General features: G+C 33.9%; 19 protein-coding genes. 14 read left to right on the top strand and 5 right to left on the bottom strand.

From position 1 onward, the window contains the following. Nucleotides 1-17: 17 nt before the first annotated feature. Nucleotides 18-2657, bottom strand: coding sequence for a TonB-dependent receptor (locus L0669_RS06400; RefSeq protein WP_263762153.1), 2640 nt, complete (start codon nt 2655-2657; stop codon nt 18-20). Nucleotides 2658-2821: 164 nt separating this feature from the next. Here L0669_RS06400 and L0669_RS06395 point away from each other — a divergent pair, with 164 nt between their 5' ends. Both L0669_RS06395 and L0669_RS06390 read left to right on the top strand, forming a co-directional pair. Further along, a complete protein-coding gene (locus L0669_RS06395) occupies nt 2822-3847 on the top strand; it encodes a LacI family DNA-binding transcriptional regulator (protein ID WP_173969944.1) in 1026 nt (341 codons plus the stop codon). 40 nt (nt 3848-3887) lie between these two features. Further along, nucleotides 3888-4241, top strand: coding sequence for a hypothetical protein (locus L0669_RS06390; RefSeq protein WP_263762151.1), 354 nt, complete (start codon nt 3888-3890; stop codon nt 4239-4241). Nucleotides 4242-4270: 29 nt separating this feature from the next. Here L0669_RS06390 and L0669_RS06385 read toward each other — a convergent pair whose 3' ends face one another. Both L0669_RS06385 and L0669_RS06380 read right to left on the bottom strand, forming a co-directional pair. Next, a complete protein-coding gene (locus L0669_RS06385; RefSeq protein ID WP_263762149.1) occupies nt 4271-4834 on the bottom strand; it encodes a hypothetical protein in 564 nt (187 codons plus the stop codon). A 53-nt stretch (nt 4835-4887) separates the two neighbouring features. Continuing rightward, entirely contained in the window at nt 4888-5439 is a 552-nt protein-coding gene (locus L0669_RS06380; RefSeq protein WP_173969941.1) for a hypothetical protein, read from the bottom strand. 116 nt (nt 5440-5555) lie between these two features. Here L0669_RS06380 and L0669_RS06375 point away from each other — a divergent pair, with 116 nt between their 5' ends. The 8 genes from L0669_RS06375 to L0669_RS06340 all read left to right on the top strand — a co-directional run bounded on the left by L0669_RS06375 (nt 5556) and on the right by L0669_RS06340 (nt 18383). Then, complete coding sequence (locus tag L0669_RS06375; protein WP_173969940.1) at nt 5556-8330, top strand: 2-oxoglutarate dehydrogenase E1 component; 2775 nt, start codon at nt 5556-5558, stop codon at nt 8328-8330. Nucleotides 8331-8412: 82 nt separating this feature from the next. After that, nucleotides 8413-9651 (top strand): 2-oxoglutarate dehydrogenase complex dihydrolipoyllysine-residue succinyltransferase, encoded by a 1239-nt coding sequence (gene odhB / locus L0669_RS06370; protein WP_173969939.1) that lies wholly within the window; start codon nt 8413-8415, stop codon nt 9649-9651. Between the two features lie 217 nt (nt 9652-9868). Then, nucleotides 9869-12346, top strand: a complete 2478-nt coding sequence (locus L0669_RS06365; protein ID WP_263762147.1) for a TonB-dependent receptor — start codon at nt 9869-9871, stop codon at nt 12344-12346. Between the two features lie 64 nt (nt 12347-12410). Further along, nucleotides 12411-12743, top strand: a complete 333-nt coding sequence (locus L0669_RS06360) for a hypothetical protein (RefSeq protein ID WP_173969047.1) — start codon at nt 12411-12413, stop codon at nt 12741-12743. 18 nt (nt 12744-12761) lie between these two features. After that, entirely contained in the window at nt 12762-13064 is a 303-nt protein-coding gene (locus L0669_RS06355) for a hypothetical protein (protein WP_173969049.1), read from the top strand. Between the two features lie 3 nt (nt 13065-13067). After that, the gene (locus L0669_RS06350; protein ID WP_263762145.1) at nt 13068-14615 is read left to right on the top strand and encodes a PepSY-associated TM helix domain-containing protein; all 1548 of its coding nucleotides are present in this window, start codon (nt 13068-13070) and stop codon (nt 14613-14615) included. A gap of 119 nt (nt 14616-14734) precedes the next feature. Continuing rightward, on the top strand, nt 14735-17188 hold the full coding sequence (locus tag L0669_RS06345; protein WP_263762143.1) for a TonB-dependent receptor: 2454 nt from the start codon (nt 14735-14737) through the stop codon (nt 17186-17188). 79 nt (nt 17189-17267) lie between these two features. Continuing rightward, nucleotides 17268-18383, top strand: coding sequence for a PepSY-associated TM helix domain-containing protein (locus L0669_RS06340; protein WP_263762141.1), 1116 nt, complete (start codon nt 17268-17270; stop codon nt 18381-18383). A 117-nt stretch (nt 18384-18500) separates the two neighbouring features. On the opposite strand, the gene L0669_RS06335 is transcribed toward L0669_RS06340, so the two are convergent. Continuing rightward, the gene (locus L0669_RS06335; protein WP_173969056.1) at nt 18501-18848 is read right to left on the bottom strand and encodes a toxin-antitoxin system YwqK family antitoxin; all 348 of its coding nucleotides are present in this window, start codon (nt 18846-18848) and stop codon (nt 18501-18503) included. A 211-nt stretch (nt 18849-19059) separates the two neighbouring features. Beyond that, the gene (locus L0669_RS06330; protein WP_263762139.1) at nt 19060-20055 is read right to left on the bottom strand and encodes a TlpA family protein disulfide reductase; all 996 of its coding nucleotides are present in this window, start codon (nt 20053-20055) and stop codon (nt 19060-19062) included. Nucleotides 20056-20213: 158 nt separating this feature from the next. Here L0669_RS06330 and aspS point away from each other — a divergent pair, with 158 nt between their 5' ends. The 4 genes from aspS to L0669_RS06310 all read left to right on the top strand — a co-directional run bounded on the left by aspS (nt 20214) and on the right by L0669_RS06310 (nt 23862). After that, nucleotides 20214-21971, top strand: coding sequence for an aspartate--tRNA ligase (gene aspS / locus L0669_RS06325; RefSeq protein WP_263762137.1), 1758 nt, complete (start codon nt 20214-20216; stop codon nt 21969-21971). Between the two features lie 383 nt (nt 21972-22354). Then, the gene (locus tag L0669_RS06320; RefSeq protein WP_007137066.1) at nt 22355-22549 is read left to right on the top strand and encodes a cold-shock protein; all 195 of its coding nucleotides are present in this window, start codon (nt 22355-22357) and stop codon (nt 22547-22549) included. A 240-nt stretch (nt 22550-22789) separates the two neighbouring features. Then, complete coding sequence (locus tag L0669_RS06315; RefSeq protein WP_173969062.1) at nt 22790-23155, top strand: NADH-quinone oxidoreductase subunit A; 366 nt, start codon at nt 22790-22792, stop codon at nt 23153-23155. Between the two features lie 158 nt (nt 23156-23313). Next, nucleotides 23314-23862, top strand: a complete 549-nt coding sequence (locus L0669_RS06310; RefSeq protein WP_173969063.1) for an NADH-quinone oxidoreductase subunit B — start codon at nt 23314-23316, stop codon at nt 23860-23862.

Raw genomic sequence — 23862 nt, 5'->3', positions numbered from 1 at the left:
TTATTATAATTATAAATTTAGAAATTAATCGCTACCGAAAATCTAAATGCGCGTCCTAAAATAGGTCTTGCCATAAACACATCGCTTGCCGCAGATGTTGTTTGTCTTGGATCTCCTTCGGTCAAACCAATTTCGTTGAATAAGTTCGAAGCATCAACTGCAAAACGAAGATTATTATAAGTATAATTTAAACCTGCTCCCACTTCTTTATAAGCTGGCAAAACTTGTCTGTTATCCTGATTTGTGAATTTTTTATCGTAATAAGAAAACTGAACATAAGCGGTAAGATCTTTTGTAATATCTACTTCAGGTCTTAGGTTACAGAAAAATTTAGGAATTCTTCTTGCCGTATTTCCATTAAAATCAAAAGTAGAACCATCAGCATTTGTTCCTGTAAAATTATCGTACTCCGGTTTTTGAACGGTAAATGTAAAGTTCAGTTTTACAATACTATATCTTGCATTCGTTTCTACTTCAAGACCAATATTGTTTACGTCGGCAAATTTATTTTCTGAAGATCCATCAGATAAAATATCCGTGAAAGCAACATTTTTTAAGTTCATGTGAAATAAATTCGCATTTACAGAGAAAAATGAACTTGCATATTTGTACCCTAATTCAAACTGGTTTACTTCTGTATTTTCTAATTTGCTTAAATCAGCTGCATTATCATAAAAAGATTCTTCAATTGGTGATCTAAATCCGTGGCTGTAACGAACATACGAAGCCATTTTGTCATTAAATTTATAATTTCCCGCAGCAGTATAAGACCATTCGCTTACATCATATCTCCAGTAGGTATAAGGATTTCCTTTTACCGTTGTCACCTTATCATCAGCTGTATTATTGTCTAAAATTCCTAAGTTTTCAGCAAAAAATCTCGCATTGTCTCTGTAGCCAGAATATTTGTCTTTGTTGTATCGTAAACCTGCGTTGAATGTTAAATTATCAGTTGCTTTAATCTCTGCATCAGCATAAATATCATTCAAAACTCCTTTTGTTTGCGCGTCTCTTTCTAACCAGGTGATTCTTTCTATACCATTCCATGTATGATCTACTCCGCTTGTATTGTCTTTTACATTTAATAATCTTGGGTTATCAGAAACGCCTACTAAATAAGAATTCCAGTTCCAGTATTGATTTGATTTCCAATTAGAATAATAATAACCAGCTGTTAATTTTACAGGATCTAAGTCAAAATTGAAAGAGAAATTATTCGCAAAATTGTTCATCTTTTTCTCGATGTGCCAAAGATCAGCTCTCATGATTAAAGCATTTGGATCTAATTTTTGTCCGTTATCTACATAAGAATATGTCAAATTGCTTGCTGTAGTATTTTGAACATCTGCTGCATATGCATCTTGTGTCCAAGGTCCTCCGTTAGGAAAAATGGCATTGTAATTTAAATCGATATTGGTGTTTTTGAAAGCATTTTTAAACGTTACTTTTTCTGATATTTTCTTTTTAAATTCAGCTCCAATAGAGTTGATAATTGGGTGAGATCCATCTTCTAAATCTGCACTAAAAGTTCCTCCACCATACTGAGGTACGTTTAAGTGACTTAAGTTTACTGACGTTAAAGTTCCGTAATTCGGGTTAAATCCAGGGATTCCCTCTACTTTTCCGTTATTGCTTTTTAGCGGAATTGGTAAATAGAATGCATTTCGGTCGTCAAGGTGTTTAAAATTGATTCTTAAATAATCATTATCATCAAATTTATATGTGATGTTTCCTTTTATTTGTCCGCCTTTGTTTGCTGTAAAACCTGTATTTCTTACACCATTATCGGCTCTGTAAAAACCTCCAACATTAAAAAATAATTTATCTTTAATTAAAGCGCCTGACAAATTAAGATCGGTTCTGAACATTCCGTAATCTGATGTTGTGAATTTTGCTCTTCCCATAAATTCATTCTGACCCGTTTTCGAAATAAAATTGATGATTCCTCCAGGAGCATTATTGGCAAAAATTGAGGCAGAACCTCCACGAACGGCTTCCATTTTACTTACCGTTTCGTCTAATCTGTAAAAAGTATCGGCGTTAGCAAATTGCAAAGCTCCATCTTCAAAAACCGGTAATCCGTCTTCCTGAATTTGCACATATTCATACGCTCCTGCAGATGGTATTCCTCTTGCAAAAAGGTTATTTCCTATTTCTCCTCCTGACGCTTCTACTACAAATCCCGGAATAGTTTGAAGCAAAGCCGCTGTACTAGATGGCGCTCTGTCTTCGATTGCTTTGGCTCCCATTGTGGTAATAGCAACACTCGATTCGAGTTTAGATCTTGGCGTTGATGATCCTGTTACCACCACTTCTTTTAAACTTTGTGATTCTCCTTCAAGAAGTAAATTCACCTCCAGAGATTCTCCTTGTTTTATCGCAATTTTTTTCTCGAAGGTTTTGTATCCTACATTCGTTGCAATAATGGTATACGTTCCAGCTTCGATATTAGAGAACGAATATTCTCCATTTTCATTGGTTACAGTACTTTTTCCTGTTTCCTTAATCGATACATTTGCTCCGGGAACGGTTACGCCGCTATCGTCGAGCACTTTTCCGGAAACCGTATTGGTATTTTGGGCAAACCCTTTATTTGGTAAAAAAAATAGGCACAACATTACAAGTAATGTACCTAAATACTGGTGTAGCTTTTTCATTTTTTTTGTTCGGTTAGTTAGTAATTATGGTTATCACTGTCAAACTTAACAACAAATAATAAGGAATATAGGAATTAAAAATCGAAAACGTTTTCGAAAACACCTAAAACGTTTTCGGAACTTAAAACTTTATCAATGCAGTTTATTTTTAGTACTTTTATTTCATGAATGACACAAAATTAATAGATATAGCCTCGGCATTAGGAATTTCGGTTACTACGGTTTCAAAAGCGTTAAAAGGATATACGGATATTAGTAAATCTACCCGCGCCAGAGTTATCGAAATGGCCGAAACGATGAACTATATGCCCAATTCTGTAGCGGTAAATCTTAGAACCAATGAAACCAAAACCATTGGTGTTATTATTCCGGCCACTGTGCATCACTTTTTTTCGAGTGTATTAAATGGTATTCTCGAAGAAGCTGAAAAAAGAGGTTATCTGGTCATTATATTACAATCTAACGAAAAGTACGAACTCGAGAAAAAACAGCTTGCTTTATTAATTCAAAAGCGAGTTGATGGCGTTTTAATGTCACTCTCGAATGAAACCGATGATTTCACTCATATTAATGAAGCCATTCGAAAAAATACTCCGGTAGTTTTATTTGATAAAATTGCCAAAAGAGTAGATTGCTCTAAAGTCGTTATTAATGATGCAAAAGCGGCTTTTGATGCCGTTTCGTACCTTATTAATAAAGGATACAAAAGAATTGCACATTTTAGAGGGTCGTATGTTCCGCAAAACTCGATCGATCGCTTTTTAGGTTATAAACGAGCCCTTGAAGCACATGGAATTGAATACGATTCTAAATTGGTTTACGTTTGCGACAACAATACTGATTTTGAAGACGGTTACGAAAACGCTCAAAAAATAATGACCGAAAATCCGGATATCGACGCCATTTTTGCGATTACAGATTTAGTTGCCATTGGGATTATCAAATACTTTAATGAAGCCGGAATAAAAACGCCGGAACAAGTTGCGGTATTTGGTTTTAGCAATTGGTTTATGAGTACGGTTATTTCACCAAAATTAACCACAATCGATCAGCCCGGATTCGAAATGGGACATCAGGCAGTTTCGCTTTTAATTGATGAAATTGTCGACATAAAAGAACATCGTCCGGTGACGCATCAAATTATTGAACTTCCTACAAGAATCATTGAAAGAGAATCAACGGTTAAATGATTTTTTAGTTTTAACTTTGTCCCAATCTTAAAAAGCATCAATGTTTCCGATTCCTGAAAATACCGATATTTTATTGGCTGATGCCGAAAGTGGAAATCTATATTTAAGTTTGATTGAGCAAATCAATAAGGACTTTAATTTGGCCAATGAAGGAATTGATTTCCCGATGAGTATTTCTCCCGAAGAATTAAAAATTCAGCTTCACGAAAAAATCTACCGAATGATTCAGTACAAATTTGCTGAATATCTCAATCTGCTTTATATTATTGATGTTCCGGAAAATGACATCAAAAAACTAGACGGTTCTGATTTGGTAATTCTTGCCGAACAAGTTTCCTTTTTGATTTTAAAAAGAGAATGGCAGAAAGTTTGGTTTAGAAATTATTATAAGTAAAGGTGCTTAGTTACTAAGATGCTAAGGTTCTAAGTTTTACTATTTGGTCTTACAATATTTTTTAATCTGTCTAATTCAGTCCAAAGCCCAAATCCGCTAGTATCTAGTTTACTTCCGACGATCTGGAAACGACCGCATTTAAAACAAATCTTTGCTATACCTACGGTTTCTTCTTTGTTTTTAAAAATAAAAATATCTCGGTATTCAGCTACACAAGCATATGCAGTCATCTGCAAAGAATCTTTTTCGCTAAATACATTTTCTATTTCTTTTTGCTGGTTAACTGAAAGATTGGATTTCTTGTAATTATGATTTAATAGAATTTTTTCAAAGTTTTTTTGTGGAATAGTATCGGGAAAATTAAACTCGAAAATATTAAGAAATTCTTTTTCCTTTTTAGTGTTATTATCTTTAGCAATCAGTGTAAAAAAATCTTTCTCAGAAAAATTCAAATAATAATGATCAATCTTATCGGAATCAAAAAAAGGTCGCAATTGTTTCTTTACAACTTTTTGACTTTCAATATTTGTTTTTTTAGAGTCATTACAACTCCACAATACAATAACAATAAGTATGAAAATATATTTCTTCAAATTTTTCAGATTTAAAACCTTTGAACCTTTGTCCCTCTGAGCCTGTGAACCTCTTAGAAATATACTCTCACAAAAGGCATAAATCCTGAACCGTAAAGACTTCTATTAGGATCATACAAAACATCGTAACGAGCACCAACAGTAACACTTCCGGTTCTGTAACCTGCACCAAGATATAAGGCCGTATTCCAATAATTATCTGAATAACTTGGTCTGTATGGAGTTGAATTATAATCAGTATTTACTCTTACCTGCTCTAATTCTGCAGACAATTGAATTTCCGGAATTGGATTTACAAGTCCCACTAAACTTCCTCCGTAAACATAAGAATTGTAATAACTTTTAGAAGACAAATAACCAAACTGCAAACCAACACCAACAGCCACAATTTCATTTACATTATAAATGGCACTTGGCATTACAGAAATATCGGTGTAGCCGGATCCAATTCCTAAACCAAGTCCTCCACCAAACTGAACTTTCTCCCAAAAATGATTGCTGTTATCTATAACATACTTTTGCTGCGAAAATGCTGAAATTGAAAACAACATCACCAAAATCACAAAAAAAGGCTTGAAAACGATTGAGATTTGATTATAATTCATAGTTGAGTCTATTTTTAACAAATTTTTACGTAAAAGTACGTAAAAAAAAGATTTAAATAAATGCGATTGTTGTACTTTTGCCTTTCTATTTAACAAAAAGTATATTCACACATATTATGGATAGGTTTTCATTTTTAAATGCAGCGCATACAGAGTTTTTCGCACAATTATATGATCAGTATTTAGTAAACCCAGATAGCGTTGAGCCAAGCTGGAGAAGTTTTTTTCAAGGTTTCGACTTTGGACAAACTACTTATAATGACGAAAATCCAGTTCAACGAATTGTTGAATATGTGACTAGCGACAACACAGATTGTAGCCTTGTTTCTGACAAACTACAAAAAGAATTCAATGTACTAAAGTTAATCGATGCTTACCGTACTCGCGGACACTTGTTTACAAAAACAAATCCGGTTCGTGATCGTAGAACATCTTCCCCAACATTAGATATTGAAAATTTCGGATTAACAACTGCTGATCTTTCTACAGTTTTTGATGCTGCTCAAACTATCGGAGTGGGACCTTCTACTTTACAAGATATTGTAACGCGTCTTAAATCTATTTACTGCCAACATATTGGTATTGAATATATGTACATCAGAAATCCTGGCGTTGTAAAATGGATTCAGGATAAACTGGCTGTAAATGTTAACCAGCCTAATTTCTCTTCTGAAGAAAAGAAAACTATCTTAAACAAATTAAATCAGGCGGTTTCTTTCGAGAACTTCCTTCACACTAAATATGTAGGTCAGAAAAGATTTTCACTTGAAGGTGGAGAATCTATCATTCCTGCTTTAGATGCTTTGATCGAGCAAGCTGCTGAAAAAGGTGTTGAACAATTCGTAATGGGAATGGCTCACCGTGGTCGTTTGAACGTTTTGGCAAACATCTTCGGAAAATCGACTCAGGATATTTTTGGTGAGTTCGACGGTAAAGATTACGATCAGGAATATTTTGATGGTGACGTAAAATACCACTTAGGTCTTACAGCTGACAAAAAAACAAGAACAGGAAAAAACATCAATATCAATTTAGCACCAAACCCTTCTCACTTAGAAACGGTTGGAGCTGTAATTGAAGGAATCACAAGAGCAAAACAAGATAAATATTACGCTGATGATTTCTCTAAAGTATTACCTATTGCCGTTCACGGAGATGCTGCAATTGCAGGTCAGGGTATCTTATACGAAATCATTCAAATGGCTCAACTTGATGGTTACAAAACCGGAGGAACAATCCATATTGTAATTAATAACCAGGTTGGTTTTACTACAAACTACTTAGATGCTCGTTCATCTACTTATTGTACAGATGTTGCTAAAGTAACTTTATCACCAGTATTGCACGTAAATGCTGATGACGCTGAAGCTGTTGTACATGCAGTATCTTTTGCATTAGATTACAGAATGCAATTTGGTCGTGACGTATTTATCGATTTATTAGGATACAGAAAATACGGTCATAACGAAGGTGACGAACCTCGTTTTACACAACCAGTTTTATATAAAATCATCGCAAAACATAAAAATCCTAGAGATATTTATGCAGAGAAATTATTGTCAGACGGCGTAATCGATGCATCTTATGTAAATGCTTTAGAAAAAGAATACAAATCTGCTTTAGAGGAAAACTTAGAAGCTTCCCGTAAAAAAGATTTAACAATCATAACTCCATTCATGAAAAACGAATGGGACGGATTTGTTCAGGTAACAGATACGCAAATGCTTGAAAAAGTAAATACTACTTTTGATAAAACAGGATTAGATTCTATCATCAATACGATCTCAACTTTACCATCAGACAAAAAGTTTATCAATAAGATAACTAAAATTGTTACCGACAGAAAAGCAGGATACGACAACAATACTCTTGATTGGGGAACTGCAGAAGCATTAGCTTACGGTTCGCTTTTAACAGAAGGATTCGATGTTCGTATTTCTGGTCAGGACGTAGAGCGTGGTACATTCTCTCACCGTCATGCTGTTGTAAAAGTTGAAGATTCTGAAGAAGAGGTAATCTTATTGAATAGTATCGAGAACAAAAAAGGAAAATTTGGAGTATTCAACTCTCTTTTATCTGAATATGGAGTTCTTGGTTTTGATTATGGATATGCATTAGCAAATCCAAATGCTTTGACGATTTGGGAAGCTCAGTTTGGAGATTTCTCTAATGGAGCACAAATCATGATTGACCAGTATATTTCTTGTGGTGAAGATAAATGGAACAACCAAAATGGTATCGTTTTATTATTACCTCACGGATATGAAGGTCAAGGTGCAGAACACTCTTCTGCAAGAATGGAGCGTTACTTACAACTTTGCGCAAGACAAAATATGTATGTTGCAGATTGTACAACGCCAGCCAACTTCTTCCACTTGTTGAGAAGACAAATGAAAACAAATTTCCGTAAACCTTTAGTAGTTTTCTCTCCAAAAAGTTTATTACGTGATCCAAGATGCGTATCTACAGTTGACGAGTTAGCAAACGGAAGTTTCCAGGAAACAATTGATGATAATACAGTAGATAAAAAAGCAGTAAAAACTCTAGTTTTTGTTACCGGTAAATTCTACTATGATATCGTTGCTGAAAGAGAAAACAACGGAAGAAATGATGTTGCGGTTGTTCGTATCGAGCAATTATTCCCTTTCCCTGCTGCACAACTTAAAGAAATCATTGCACAATATCCAAATGCTGATGATTATGTTTGGGCTCAGGAAGAACCTAAAAACATGGGAGCTTACAGCTTTATGTTAATGAACTTTGATCTTGTAAAATGGAGATTGGCTTCATTAAAAGCTTACGCTGCACCAGCATCAGGAAGTTATACACGTGCAAAACGTCGTCATGCAGATGCAATTAGAATGGTATTCGATAAAGATTTATTCAGATAAAAAATTAGTTTAACGTTTAAGGCTTAAAGTCGAACCAAACACTTTAAGCTTTAAACAATACAAACCTTAAACAAAAACAAAGATGATTTTAGAAATGAAAGTCCCATCACCAGGGGAATCAATAAAAGAAGTTGAAATTGCAACTTGGTTAGTAAAAGACGGAGATTATGTAGAAAAAGATCAAGCTATTGCTGAAGTTGATTCAGACAAAGCAACTCTTGAATTACCTGCTGAAATGAGCGGAATTATTACGCTAAAAGCTGAAGAAGGTGATGCAGTTGCTGTAGGAGCTGTAGTTTGTTTAATTGATACAAGTGCAGCAAAACCATCAGGATCTGCTCCGGCAGCAGAAGCTCCAAAAGCAGAAGCAAAAACTGAAGCTCCTAAAGCAGAGGTAAAAGCTGAGGCACCTAAAGCAGCGCCAGCTCCGGCAGCGACTTACGCTACAGGAACTCCATCTCCGGCAGCAAGAAAAATATTAGACGAAAAAAACATAGCACCGGCAACTATTTCAGGAACTGGTAAAGACGGAAGAATTACTAAAGAAGATGCTGTAAACGCAGTACCTTCTATGGGAACTCCAACTGGAGGAAACCGTGGATCTGAGCGCACAAAATTATCAATGTTACGTCGTAAAGTAGCAGAGAGATTAGTTGCTGCTAAAAACGAAACAGCAATGTTAACAACTTTCAACGAAGTTAACATGACACCAATCAACCTGATCCGTAACGAATACAAAGACGCTTTCAAAGCAAAACATGGTGGCCTTGGTTTAGGTTTCATGTCTTTCTTTACAAAAGCAGTTACTAGAGCCTTAGAATTATATCCAGACGTAAACTCTATGATGGATGGTGATTATAAAGTAGCTTACGATTTTGCTGATATCTCTATCGCAGTTTCAGGACCAAAAGGTTTAATGGTTCCTGTAGTTCGTAATGCTGAAAACTTATCTTTCCGCGGAATTGAAGCTGAAATTAAAAGATTGGCACTTAGAGCTCGTGATGGTCAGATTACTGTTGACGATATGACTGGCGGAACTTTCACTATTACAAATGGTGGTGTTTTTGGAAGTATGTTATCTACTCCTATCATCAACCCTCCTCAATCAGGAATTTTAGGAATGCACAATATTATTGAGCGTCCGATTGCTGTAAACGGAAAAGTTGAAATTCACCCAATGATGTACGTTGCTCTTTCTTACGACCACAGAATCATCGACGGACGTGAGTCTGTTGGTTTCTTAGTAGCTGTAAAAGAAGCTTTAGAAAATCCTTTAGAATTATTGATGAACGGAGACGCTAAACGTGCTTTAGAATTATAATTGTAATAATTTTCAACAATACAAAAAAGCCTGTTCATTCATTTGAACAGGCTTTTTTTTCTTAATATTAGCTTAAATCTTGCTTAAGATGTTAATTTTTTACACAAATGTAAATTTTACCTTTTAAAAAATATTTTATTTAGAATAAATAAAAATAGCTTGTATAGTTGATAATCAACAACTAAATTTGCGCTATTAAAACCAATTCTAAATAAAAATGAAATATAAATTTACAATTTCTTTTTTGAGCTTTTGCTTTTTCCTATTAGCTGCTACAAGTATCTCAGCACAAGAAAGAGCCTCTATTAAAGGTCAAATTAGTTTAAATAGTGACGAATCTCCAGAGAATATCTCTGTTGTTTTAAAAGGTACAAAATCAGGAACCACAACAGATGATTCTGGTAATTATATTTTAAAAAATATCAAGCCTGGAACTTATACTATAAAAGTTTCTTCAATAGGATACATTACTCAGGAAAAAACAATTGTACTAAAAGAAGGCGATAACTTAACTCAGAATTTTTCTATTTCTACCAACTCAGAAGACTTAACAGAAGTAGTGGTTAATAGCGGTAAGAAAAATCACTTTGCACGCAAAGACAACCGACAAGTTTCAAGATTACCACTTAAAAATCTTGAAAATCCACAAGTATATACTACGATTACAGGAGAATTATTAAAAGAGCAGGTTGTAACTAATTTTGATGATGCGTTGAAAAATGCATCTGGTATTACACCACTTTGGGCAGCAACAGGACGTGCCGGCGACGGAGCTGCTTATTACTCTTTAAGAGGATTTCCGGTTCAGCCAACAATGGTGAATGGTTTGCCAGGTTTAACAAACGGAAGTTTAGATCCTGCTAATATTGACAGAATTGAAATCATCAGAGGTCCATCAGGAACTTTGTTTGGAAGTAGCTTAATTTCTTACGGAGGTTTAATTAACACCACTACAAAAAGACCTTACAAAACATTTGGAGGAGAAGTAAATTACACTACAGGAAGCTATGGTTTACACCGCGCAGTTGTAGATTTAAACACACCTCTTAATGATACAAAAACTTTAAATTTCAGAGTAAATTCAGCGTACAATAAACAAGAAAGTTTTCAGGACGCCGGTTTCAAAGAATCTTTTTTTATAGCACCTTCATTATCTTATGATGTAAATGATAAATTATCATTTTTAGTGAATACTGAATTTATGAGCAGCGAGGCTACAAACCCAACGATGCTATTTTTAGACAGAGGAACACCATTACGCGTGCATAATATTAAGGAGTTAAATTATGACAACAAACGTTCTTATACAAGTAATGAACTAACAATGAAAACTCCTTCATACAACATTCAGGCTCAGATGAATTATAAATTTTCTGACCAATGGAGTTCTCAAACTGTGTTCTCTACCAGTTCAGCAAAATCACAAGGAAACTATACTTACCTATACGAAGGCACAAGTAATAAACTTTTCGCCTCACTTAAAGACGGGATTGTATTAGGCAGACAATTTACAGATCAGGACAATCAAAATATAACAACTGATATTCAACAAAACTTTAATGGTGATTTCAAAATTGGAAATTTCAGAAACAGAATTGTTATAGGTTTTGATTATTTCAAAAGAACTGCTTCTGACCGTAGTTCGGGATATGTTGCAAATGGTCTTGTATACATTGGTAATGACTTACAAACATTTAACAACATTGTTGGAAAACAAACTAATGGAGATTCTGGAGATTTAACAAAAGCAGGTTCAGATGCCCTTATTGCAAATAGTCCAAGAAACAACAACAATACAAAACAAGAAGTTTACAGTGCTTATGTTTCTGACGTAATCAACTTTACACCTGCATTTTCTGCTATGTTAAGTTTACGTGCTGACCGTTTTATGAATGCAAAAAATGACGGATACAATCAAACTGCCTTTTCTCCAAAATTAGGATTAGTGTATCAGCCAATTTTAGACAAAGTTTCCATTTTTGCTAATTATATGAATGGATTCGTAAACGTTGCTCCGGGACAAAATCGTGTGTCGAATGTAACTACACCAGTTATATTTAATCCAGAACGCGCAAATCAGTTTGAAGTTGGAACTAAATTAAACCTGTTCAAAGACAAACTGTACGCTACTTTTAGCTATTATGATATTCAGGTTTCTGATCAGGTGTATGTAATAGAAACTCCTTATGTAGATCCGGCAGACCCAACAGCTGAATTACCAAACAATCAGACTTCGTATCAGGATGGTGCGCAGAGAAACAAAGGTTTTGAAGCAGAATTTGTTGCAAACCCAATTAATGGTTTAAACATTATTTTAGGATACAGCTACAATGATGCAGTTTTAACAAAAGGAGATCCTGATTTTGTAGGTCACAGATCTGAAAATGCAGGACCAAGAAACCTGGCAAACCTTTGGGCTAGTTACAAATTTACAAACGGTTTATTAAGAGGCTTTGGTTTAGGTTTTGGAGGAAATTATGTTGGCGACAATATGATCATGAACAGAAATACTGCAGGAACATTTACAATACCTGCATACACAGCTTTAAATTCATCTTTATTTTATAATGTTGAAAAATTTACAATCACGCTTAAATTAAACAACATTACAAACAAAGAAATATATGATGGATGGTCAACTATCCATCCAAAAGATGCGAGAGCTTTGATCGCAAGTTTCTCTTACAGATTCTAAAAAACAAATAACAAAAACACCTTTCGCTTTTAGCAGAAAGGTGTTTTTTAAATTCTATGAAATTATGATAACAATAGCAAGTCTCATCGTTTTTTTAGCTTTTTATACGCTTTACTACACTTCGAAAAGAGCCACTTTATCTTATGATCTGGGTTTTGAGAAATGGATGAAAAGCAATCCTAAACCAACCAAATATATGGGTTTAGGTCTTCTTTTATTAGCCTACTCCCTTTGGCTTTTTACACAATCGCTTTGTTGCGGAACCTTAATGTTTTTTATTCAGCTAATGACAATTGGAAGCTTAATTATCATTTTGGCTCCATTAAAAAAAATTAGCCGATTTGCCATTATTGCTCTTTTTGTAATTGTTGCTTTACTAGAATTTTATTACAACTAACTTATTTCTAACCAAAATATGCCAGCAAACCCAAAATATTTAACCCAATCAAAATGGCAACGATTTGCCAAAATTACAGCTGCTATTATTGGCGGCTATTTTGTTTCAGTCAGTTTTCATTTGGCTTTAGCATCCTGGTTCAACCGCGCTAATATTTTAATGACAATGGCTTTTAGCGGATTCATTCTTTGGGTGGCGCTTATGATAATTGCTTTCTTAGCAAAAAGCGGATTGAAAATTTGGGGGATTTACATACTCCTTACTCTAGTTTTTTCTCTCCTTATTTATCTTGGTAATACTTACAATCCGATAGCAAAATAACCTATGAATAACCGCAATTATAATATCTATTTTCACACTCATACTGTTAGCGGAATTGTTATCAGTGTAGTACTTTTTGTGATTTTTTTCGCAGGATCATTTTCTTTTTTCAGAGACGACATTAACAACTGGGAAAGAAATGAATCTACTGCTATTACCAAAGAAATTCAACTTGACTACAATACCGCTTTAAAACAATTAGACAAAGAACACGTACTGCACGGAAGAAATGTAACCATTTCTAAAAACAGTAACGAAAGAAGAGTTGCCGTTTATATGGAAGGCACCAAAGATACTTTGGCTCCAGCCAAACAAAAAGAAGGCTCCTTTTTTTATCTTGATACCAAAACCTTAAAATCATTTACCTACGAACAATCGTATTCGTTGGGCGAATTTTTATACCGATTGCATTTCTTAGCGCAAATTCCGTATCCGGTTGGTTATTATCTTTCTGGATTTGTTGCTTTATTTTTCTTATTTGCTATTATAACCGGTGTTTTATTACATTGGAAAAAAATCGTTTCTAACTTCTATATTTTTCGTCCAAAAGAAAAATTAAAAACATTATGGACAGATGCTCATACCGCTTTAGGAATGATTGGCCTGCCATTTCAGTTTGTATATGCCGTAACGGGAGCTTTTTTTATGATCAAACTTTTGATTGTTGCTCCTGCTGTAATGGCGTTATATAACGGAGATCAGGATAAATTATATAACGAATTAGAATACAACGATCCTGTCTACAAGTTTGAAAACAAAAAACTAGCAACACCTTTTGATATTGATAAGTTGGTGGCAAAAGCAAAAAGCAACTGGAATGATTTTGAAATTACGCGCGTTTTTATTCAGAATTATGGCGATGCCAATATGCATGTAGTAGTTGAAGGCGAAATGCTAAGTCATAAAAAATTTACAGGCATAGGAAAAGTAATTTACCGAATTGCCGACGGAAAAGAAATCGCGAAGAAAAACCCTATTACGCAAAACAACTATCTTGATGTTGTAAAAAATGTTTTATACAAAATTCATTTTGGCGATTATGGCGGTTATACTTTAAGAATTGTAAGTTTCGTTTTAGGAATCATCACGTGTTTCGTTATTATTTCTGGTGTAATGATTTGGTTAGTTGCCAGACAAAAGAATAATTTACCTGAAAAGAAAAGACGTTTCAACGCTGCCGTTGTTCGTATTTATTTAGCAATATGTTTAAGTATGTACCCAATTACCGCGCTGGCTTTTATTGTTACTAAAATATTTTATCCTTTAAGTCAGAATAATCTCTTTACGGTTTATTTTGGAGGATGGCTGGTCCTAACAATCTTTTTTATTCTTAAAAAGAACGATGCATTTACCAACAAATTCTGTTTAATTTCGGGAAGTATTTTAGGATTTTTAATTCCTGTTACAAACGGAATCGTAACCGGAAACTGGTTTTGGCATTCGTTTATGCACAATCAGATTCAGGTTTTCTTTATTGATGTTTTCTGGATTGTTTTGGCTTCGCTAACCCTTTATGTGGCATATCATTTAAATCAAAAAAAGACTGTATAAAGCCCACAACAAACATTTAAAACCTAATTATAGTTTTTTTCCTATAATTTAGTGATAAATAATTTGCTATATAACCTATAAGCACTATTTTTGCCTTATCAGTATTTATTCTAAATAAAATGAAGATAAGATTTACAATAGCGTTTATAGGTTTTTGCTTTTTAGTATTGGCTCAGACTCCGGTTTTTTCACAACAAAAAACAACTATAAAAGGAACGATTACCGCTGTAAACGGCGAAGCTTTAGAAAATGTTTCAGTTCAGTTAAAAGGAACCAAAATAGGAATTCTAACAGATAGTCAGGGATTGTACGAAATTAAAAACATCAATTCAGGCAATTACACCATACGAGTATCTGCGCTTGGCCATTCATCAAAAGAAAAGAAAATTACTGTAAATGGTGAAGCCGAAATCATAGAAAACTTTACCATTAACACAAACACAGAAGAACTTGAAGAAGTTTTTATAAAAGGAAACATCAATAAATACAATAAATCTGAAAGTCCTTTTGTATCTAAAATGCAGATTAAAAACCTTGAAAATTCTCAGGTTTACAGTGTTGTAACCAAAAGTTTAATGAGAGATCAGTTGGTGATTAATCAGGACGAGGCCTTAAAAAACGTACCGGGATTATACCAACTTTGGGCCGCAACAGGAAAAGTGGGTGACGGAGGTTCTTATTTCGCTTCCCGCGGATTTGTAACACAAAGTTTATTAAGAGACGGAATTGCCGGAAAAATCACAAACAGCGTTGATGCTGCCAATTTAGAAAGAATAGAAAGTATAAAAGGACCATCGGCAACACTTTTTGGAAGCATTTTAACTTCTTACGGCGGACTAATTAACAGGGTTACCAAAAAACCAACAGAAACTTTTAGAGGAGATATTAGCTATCAATCCGGAAGTTATGGTTTAAACCGATTAGCAGCAGATATTAATGTTCCTTTAAATGAAGAAAAAACAGCTTTACTACGAGTAAATGGTGCTTATAATGACGCTAACACTTTTCAGGATTACGGAAAAAACAGAAGCTACTTTTTTGCTCCTTCATTTTCATATAAAATAAATGACAAATTAACCATTTCTATTGATGCCGAATTATCTACTGTAAATTCATCATCGCCGGCATTTACTTATATTCCTTACGGACAAACTCCAAAAAGTATTAATTTATATAATGCCAATCAGATTGCAAGAGACTGGAAAAGATCTTTTACAGGAGGCGAATTTATGATGAATACCAAAACGGCCAATATATTTGCACAGGCTCATTATGAAATCAGTGAGAACTGGAAATCGCAAACCATTTTTAGCTCAAGCGCCAATCAATCAGACGGACCTCAGGCTTGGTTTTATCTTTTAGGAAATAACAAAATGTCAAGAAATGCCTGGAATATGATAGGTAAAGATAATATTGTTGAGTTTCAACAAAACTTTAATGGCAAGACGGAACTTTTTGGTATGAAACATCAATTGCTTATTGGTGGAGATATTTTAAGATCAGAAACCAATAGCAGCCTTGGATATCTTGGCGGAGATCCCAACAATCCTTTTAAAACAGAATATGACATTGTAGATTATTCTGGAGCGAATGCTAATTATTATAATTTTAACCCAAATAATATTGAGCCTTTATTTGTAAACGGTTATCAATACAGAACCATTACATCGCTTACAACTTACAGTGTTTATGCCGCAGATGTTATCAATATTACAGATCAGCTAATTCTTTCGGCTGCATTGCGTTTTGATCATTATAAAAATAACGGAACTTACGATCCGGCAACAAATATTACATCAGGAGATTTTTCGCAAAATGCTTTTTCTCCAAAATTGGGACTTGTTTACCAGATTATAAAAGATAAAGTAGCCATTTTTGGAAATTACCAAAATAGTTTTAAAAACATTGGTTACTTATTTGCCAACGTAGGCGGAAATCCGGAACTGAAACAATTTGATCCTGAAAAAGCAAATCAGTTCGAAGCAGGTATTAAATTAAATGCTTTCGAAAATAAATTAAGTGCCAATTTAAGCTATTACAATATTGATGTAAAAAATATCGTTCGCGCAGGACAAGTTGTGAATACGAATGTACAGGACGGAAACCAAACCAGCAAAGGTGTTGAACTTGAAGTGACTGCAAACCCAATTTCAGGATTGAATTTTATTTTTGGATACGCCTACAACAACAGCAAACTCAACAATGCAAATGCTGATGTAAACGGATTAAGACCTGAAACGGCAGGACCTGAAAATTTAATTAATTACTGGATTAGTTACAGTTTGCAAACTTCTAAACTAAAAGGATTAGGTTTTGGTATTGGAGGAAATTATGGCGACGAAACTTTTGTTTACAACAGAAACCCAACCGGCTCAGGAAATCCTGCCGATGTTGAAGCTTTTGTTTTACCATCATATAATGTCGTAAATGCAACATTGTATTACGATCAGCCCAAATACAGACTTTCATTAAAAGTAGATAATCTTACAGATGAACTTTATTTTAATGGTTATACAACTGTTAATGTACAAGCGCCGAGAACTTTTATGGGAAGTATTACTTATAAATTTTAAAACGAATTTATAAAAAACTTTACCGCACAATCTACCTTTTAATGGTATTTTTGCCCCGCAGAATGTCTTTACACAAAACATGAGTTTCAAAAAACAAATACGTTTTCTACATAAATGGCTCGGATTAATTTCCGGGCTTATTGTTTTTATTATCAGTATTACTGGTTGTATTTTTTGTTTTCATGACGAAATAAAAGACATTACCCGAAAAGAATGGCGATTGGTTGAACCACAAAACAAACCTTTTGTACTTCCGTCTGTTTTACAGGAAAAAGCCAAAGAAATTCTTCCGGAATACAAACAATCAATGGTTTCTTTTTATGGAAAAAATAGAACTGCAATCGTTTACACTTACTCTGATACAGAAAATAGATATCTTTATTTTAATCCTTACACCGGAAAATATTTAAAAACCGAAGATCCTGAAACAGATTTTTTCATCATTGTAGAATACATTCATTTATACTTATTATTGCCCGATTATATTGGCAAACATATTATTGGCGGCGCTACCATAATTTTTATCCTTTTACTGATTTCAGGAATTATTCAATGGTGGCCCAAACGCCGAAGCGATCTTAAAAGAAGTTTTACCGTAAAATGGTCTGCAAAATGGCGCAGGGTAAATTACGACTGGCACAATACTTCCGGATTCTATATTGCAATTATTGCCGCTATTATTGCCATTACAGGTTTAACTTTTACTTACGAATGGGTTGGAGATGGCATTTACAAAACTTTCAATTTTGGGGGAGATAAAGCTTTAGAAACAAAAGCGCCTGTAATCGACACGACTAAATTTGCCAATAATAAAATTACTGCTGTCGATCGTGCTTTTATCGAAACGATGAAATTACAACCAAAAGCCGAAATGATTTTTATAACTTACCCTCTGCAAAAAGGAGATTTAATCAATACCGGAGCTTATCCTCATACTTTACGATACGATCATCAAAGCAATTATTATTTTCATCCGGGTGATGGTAAATTAATACAAAGTCAGCCTTTTGATAAAAAGAGTCTAGGCCTGCAAGTTGTCGAAATGAACTACGGAATTCATACCGGACAAATATTAGACTTGCCAGGAAAAATTATAGCTTTTATAATCAGCTTAATTGCGGCCGCTTTGCCTGTAACCGGTTTTGTAATTTGGTACGGACGAAGAAATAAATCCTGCAAAAAAATAAAGGCCTAAAAATTTAACCGCAAAGAACATAAGATAAAAACTTGCGTTCTTTGCAGTTAAAATAATAATATTTTGATCAAAAAAAACCGCTAATTAAAGCGGTTTTCTAAGTTATTCGAAATAGTATCAATTTCTATTTGCTAATGCATTTTTCTGTAAGTTTTTAACTGAAGCGACTTTGCTGTTTTCATAAGAAACCTCGCAAAGGTTTTTTTCATTAAAGAAAATCCATTTTCCAGTTTTCAATCCGTCTGTGTACTCTCCTACGGCAACTTTGTTTCCTTTTTCATCATAAGACACCCAAACACCATCTAATTTACCATCCTTAAAAAAACCTTCTTGTTGTACTTGTCCATTTTCATGGTAGTAAGTAGCTTTTACTTTGTTTCCAACAACTTCTAATTCAGGTTTTATCTCTTGTGCAACTAAAATTCCAGAGAACAATATTGCAACTAAAATTACACACTTTTTCATATCTTTAGGTATTTAATGTTATCAAATCTTTATCAAATATAATTAATTGTTTACATTAAAAAAACTTTTACTTAACAATTTGGTAACATTGAGTAAAAGCTTAACATTGGAAATTTATCTAAAACAAAAAAACCAGCGCTGAAGCACTGGTTTTACTGGGTTTTTAGAAAATATATAAATTTACTATAACGTTATAAATTTGGTAAATAAATTACTTCAATAATGAGTCTAACTGCGTTTGAAGCTCTGGAGATGAAGGTCTTGCTGCATCTGCGCTTAAAACATTTCCTTTTGGATCAACGATAATAAATCTTGGAATTCCCGTTACACCATAGCTGGTTACAAACTCAGATTCCCAATCTTTATCAGCGAATAATTGAATTCCTCCTAAGTTTTTATCTGTTACAAATTTTTTCCATTTTTCATTATCCTTTACCTTATCAATTGAAATACTTACGAACTCAATATTTTTTCCGTGATATTTTTCTTCAATTTTCTGCAAATAAGGTATCTCTGCTCTACAAGGCGCACACCAAGTAGCCCACAAATCGATATAGATATATTTTCCTTTCAGATCAGACAATTTTGTTTTTCCGCCTTTATGATTATCATAGTCAAAATCAGGAGACGGTTTTCCGTTTAGTCTATTTGCTTTAGACGCTCTTTCATATTCTTGCGCTGCATATTGGTTGAAGCTTTCAAAACTACTTTTTAAGGCTGTTTTAAATTCAGGATCAAAATTACCTTTCTCAACATTTTCAATATCTGTCTTTTTCTTTGCTTCTAAAAGTGAAGCAAATTCAGCCGGTTCCTTAGTAAAAGCTTCTTTTTGAAATTGTTCATCCTTTAAAGCTTGCTGTGCCATAAAATTGCTCTCATCAACACCTTTCCCTTTATATACAATCGTTTCGTCAAATTCTTTGGCATTCATTGTCAAATTAATGTCTGAATTTGGTTTTAAATATAAATTAGAAGATTCTGTTCCGTCAGAAAACATATAAAACCCTTTTGGAGCATCAAAATTGGCTGCAAAAACCTCTTTTTTATTAATAGGGATCACTTGTTTAAAATTATCCCTTCCTCTAATCACTAAAGTATCGCTATTTCTATTGGTAATTTTAGCCGTAAATTTAATTTGATTTTTGGTTTGACCTATAACATTCAAAGCGCTAAAAATCAACAGACCAGTAACAAAAAGTTTGTTCATATAAATTAAAGTTTGTTTTTAGTGATTCAAATCTAAAGAAATTACAGCTTCAAAATTTAAGAATTAACAAAATATTTCAAATTTCAACGTATCAACTTTATCACTTTACTATATTATCTTGAATTTTGTGTTTACTTTTGCAGTCTAAAATTTTGATCATGTATAGAAGTCATAATTGTGGCGAATTAAGCGCCTCAAATATTAATACGGAAGTTACACTAGCGGGTTGGGTTCAAAAATCACGCGATAAAGGATTTATGAATTGGGTTGACTTACGCGACCGTTACGGAATTACACAACTTATTTTCGACGAAAGTCGTACTGATAAAACTGTTTTTGAATTGGCAAAAACTCTTGGTAGAGAATTTGTAATTCAGGTAAAAGGACTTGTTATTGAACGTGAAGACAAGAACAAAAACAAAAACATGATTACCGGTGACATAGAAATTTTAGTTACTGAATTAACTATTCTAAATGCTGCTTTGACTCCTCCGTTTACAATTGAAGATGAAACTGATGGTGGAGAAGATATCAGAATGAAATATCGTTATCTAGATATTCGTAGAAATCCTGTAAAAAACAGTTTGTTATTTCGTCATAAAGTAGCGATGGAAGTTCGTAAATATCTATCTGATTTAGATTTTTGCGAAGTTGAAACTCCTTACTTAATTAAATCAACTCCTGAAGGAGCAAGAGATTTCGTTGTACCAAGCCGTATGAACGAAGGACAATTTTATGCATTGCCACAATCTCCTCAAACTTTCAAACAATTATTGATGGTAGGTGGAATGGATAAATATTTCCAGATTGTGAAATGTTTCCGTGATGAGGATTTACGTGCTGACCGTCAGCCGGAGTTTACACAAATCGATTGCGAAATGGCATTTGTAGAGCAAGAAGACATTTTGAATGTTTTTGAAGGCCTTACAAGACATTTATTAAAAGAAATTAAAGGTATAGAAGTAGATAAATTCCCTAGAATTACTTACGATTATGCCATGAAAACATACGGAAATGACAAACCGGACATTCGTTTTGGGATGGAATTTGGTGAATTGAACAAATTTGCACAACACAAAGATTTCCCTGTATTCAATGCTGCTGAATTAGTGGTTGGTATTGCAGTTCCTGGCGCAGGAAATTATACCCGTAAAGAAATTGACGCATTAATTGACTGGGTAAAACGTCCGCAAGTTGGCGCATCAGGAATCGTATATGCAAAATGTAATGACGACGGAACATTTAAATCATCTGTAGATAAATTCTACGATCAGGATGATTTAGGACAATGGGCAAAAATTACAGGTGCAAAACCTGGAGATATGATTTTTGTACTTTCTGGTCCGGCAAACAAAACACGTGCTCAGCTTTCTGCACTTCGTATGGAATTGGCAACTCGTTTAGGATTGCGTAATCCGGAAGAATTTGCACCACTTTGGGTTGTAGATTTCCCATTATTAGAACTTGATGAAGAAAGCGGTCGTTACCATGCAATGCACCATCCATTTACATCTCCAAAACCAGAGGATATGGCTTTGTTAGAAACAGAACCTGGAAAAGTTCGTGCTAATGCATATGATATGGTATTAAACGGAAATGAAATTGGTGGAGGATCGATTCGTATTCATGATAAAGCGACTCAACAATTAATGTTTAAATATTTAGGCTTTACCGAAGAAGAAGCAAAAGCTCAATTTGGCTTCTTAATGGATGCTTTTCAGTTTGGAGCACCACCTCACGGAGGTCTAGCATTTGGTCTTGACAGATTAGTAGCAATTTTGGGAGGTCAGGAAACCATCAGAGATTTTATCGCGTTCCCAAAAAATAATTCAGGACGTGATGTAATGATCGATGCACCTGCTACAATCGATGATGCTCAATTAAAAGAATTACACATCAAAATTGATGCGATATAAATTTTCAGAATTTTAAAATTACAGATGGCAGCTATTAATTTTAGCTGCCATTTTTTTTGATTTTTTTCGTTTTTTAACCTAAATTTTGTAATGCGATAAAGGGAGAACATCAGTAATTACAAGTATTTTGCCACATTTACACAGTTTTACCGATCGGCTTGTGCATAATATAAGAAAAATTTGTAAACTATAAGCTACTTTTTTAACTTTTATTCTTACAATTAATGATTCTTAAATAAAATACTTCCATATCAAAATTGATGCAATATAAATAGCGAAAACACTGTGAATCAATAATTTTTACAAAAAATTAACACCTTATTGTCTTTTGTATGAATTTATATATTACATTTGCTTCATTATAAATTATTATTACAATTACAATGCGTACAGGTACAGTAAAATTTTTCAATGAATCTAAAGGTTATGGATTCATTACAGACGAAGAAACAGGAAAAGATATCTTCGTTCACGCTTCAGGAATTAACGCGGAAGAATTACGCGAAGGTGACCGTGTAAGCTATGAAGAAGAAGAAGGAAGAAAAGGGAAAGTTGCTGCTAAAGTAGCAGTAATCTAAGAAAAATATAGCAATTTATTTTTTTTGCCTCTGAATGGTTTAAAAACGTCTCGAAATTTCGGGACGTTTTTTTTTGCTCAAATCTTAAAAAAATCTTAAAATAGATTGGTATTATTTATAATGAATAAAAATTACAAATATTCACCCTTATGTAACACACTTAAATCCTTTTTTAGCTTGTGATTTACAGAGTTGAAAGTTATCTTTGTGGCTTATTCTTTAAGTAAAAAACCTAAGTTTATGCAATCTGATCAATACAATTACATTCCTATTTTAATGCAGTTCATTTTAGCTGTTGGTTTTGTGGTAGGAACTATCATTATTTCCGGAAAATTAGGACCAAAAAGAAGCTCTGAAACCAAAGATAAGAACTTTGAGTGCGGTATCGAGTCTGTTGGTAATGCTCGTATCCCGTTTTCAGTAAAATACTTCCTGGTGGCCATTTTATTCGTATTGTTCGACGTAGAGGTAATTTTCCTTTATCCTTGGGCGGTAAACTTCAAAGAACTGGGAATTGAAGGAATGCTTAAGATGATTGTTTTCATGTCGCTTCTTTTAGTGGGCTTTTTCTATATCATCAAGAAAAAAGCATTAGACTGGGAATAATTATGATTTTAGATTTTAAATTTCTGATTTTAGATTATACATCTCGAATTAAAATTTAAAATTTAGCTTCAATTGAATTTAATACTGATTTAAAAAAATTGATTTTAGCTTTTACGATTTTCCAAATCTAAAATCTAAAATCAGAAATCTAAAATAAAATGAGCAATTCAAATGTAAATATGGTTGCACCACCAGAAGGGGTTGTAGGAGAAGGTTTCTTCGCTACAAAACTAAATGATGTTGTAGGTTTAGCAAGAGCCAATTCATTATGGCCATTGCCTTTTGCAACTTCATGCTGTGGTATCGAATTCATGGCTACAATGGCTTCACACTACGATTTAGCACGATTTGGTTCTGAGCGTGTGAGTTTTTCTCCTCGTCAGGCAGATATGTTGCTGGTTATGGGAACGATTTCTAAAAAAATGGCTCCTATTTTAAGACAAGTTTACGAGCAAATGTCTGAGCCTCGCTGGGTAATTGCTGTTGGAGCTTGTGCTTCATCAGGTGGAATTTTTGATACTTATTCAGTTTTGCAAGGTATTGACAAAGTAATTCCGGTTGACGTTTACGTTCCGGGATGTCCGCCAAGACCAGAACAAATTGTTGATGGAGTAATGAAACTTCAGGAATTGGTAAAAAGCGAATCTGTTAGACGCAGAAGTTCACCGGAATACCAAGAATTACTAGCTTCATATAACATTTCATAA

The organism is Flavobacterium bizetiae (assembly GCF_024271895.1).
Taxonomy (GTDB): Bacteria; Bacteroidota; Bacteroidia; order Flavobacteriales; family Flavobacteriaceae; genus Flavobacterium; species Flavobacterium bizetiae.
The sequence above is the reverse complement of the archived record's forward strand: the minus strand, read 5'-3'. Positions and strand labels throughout refer to the sequence as shown.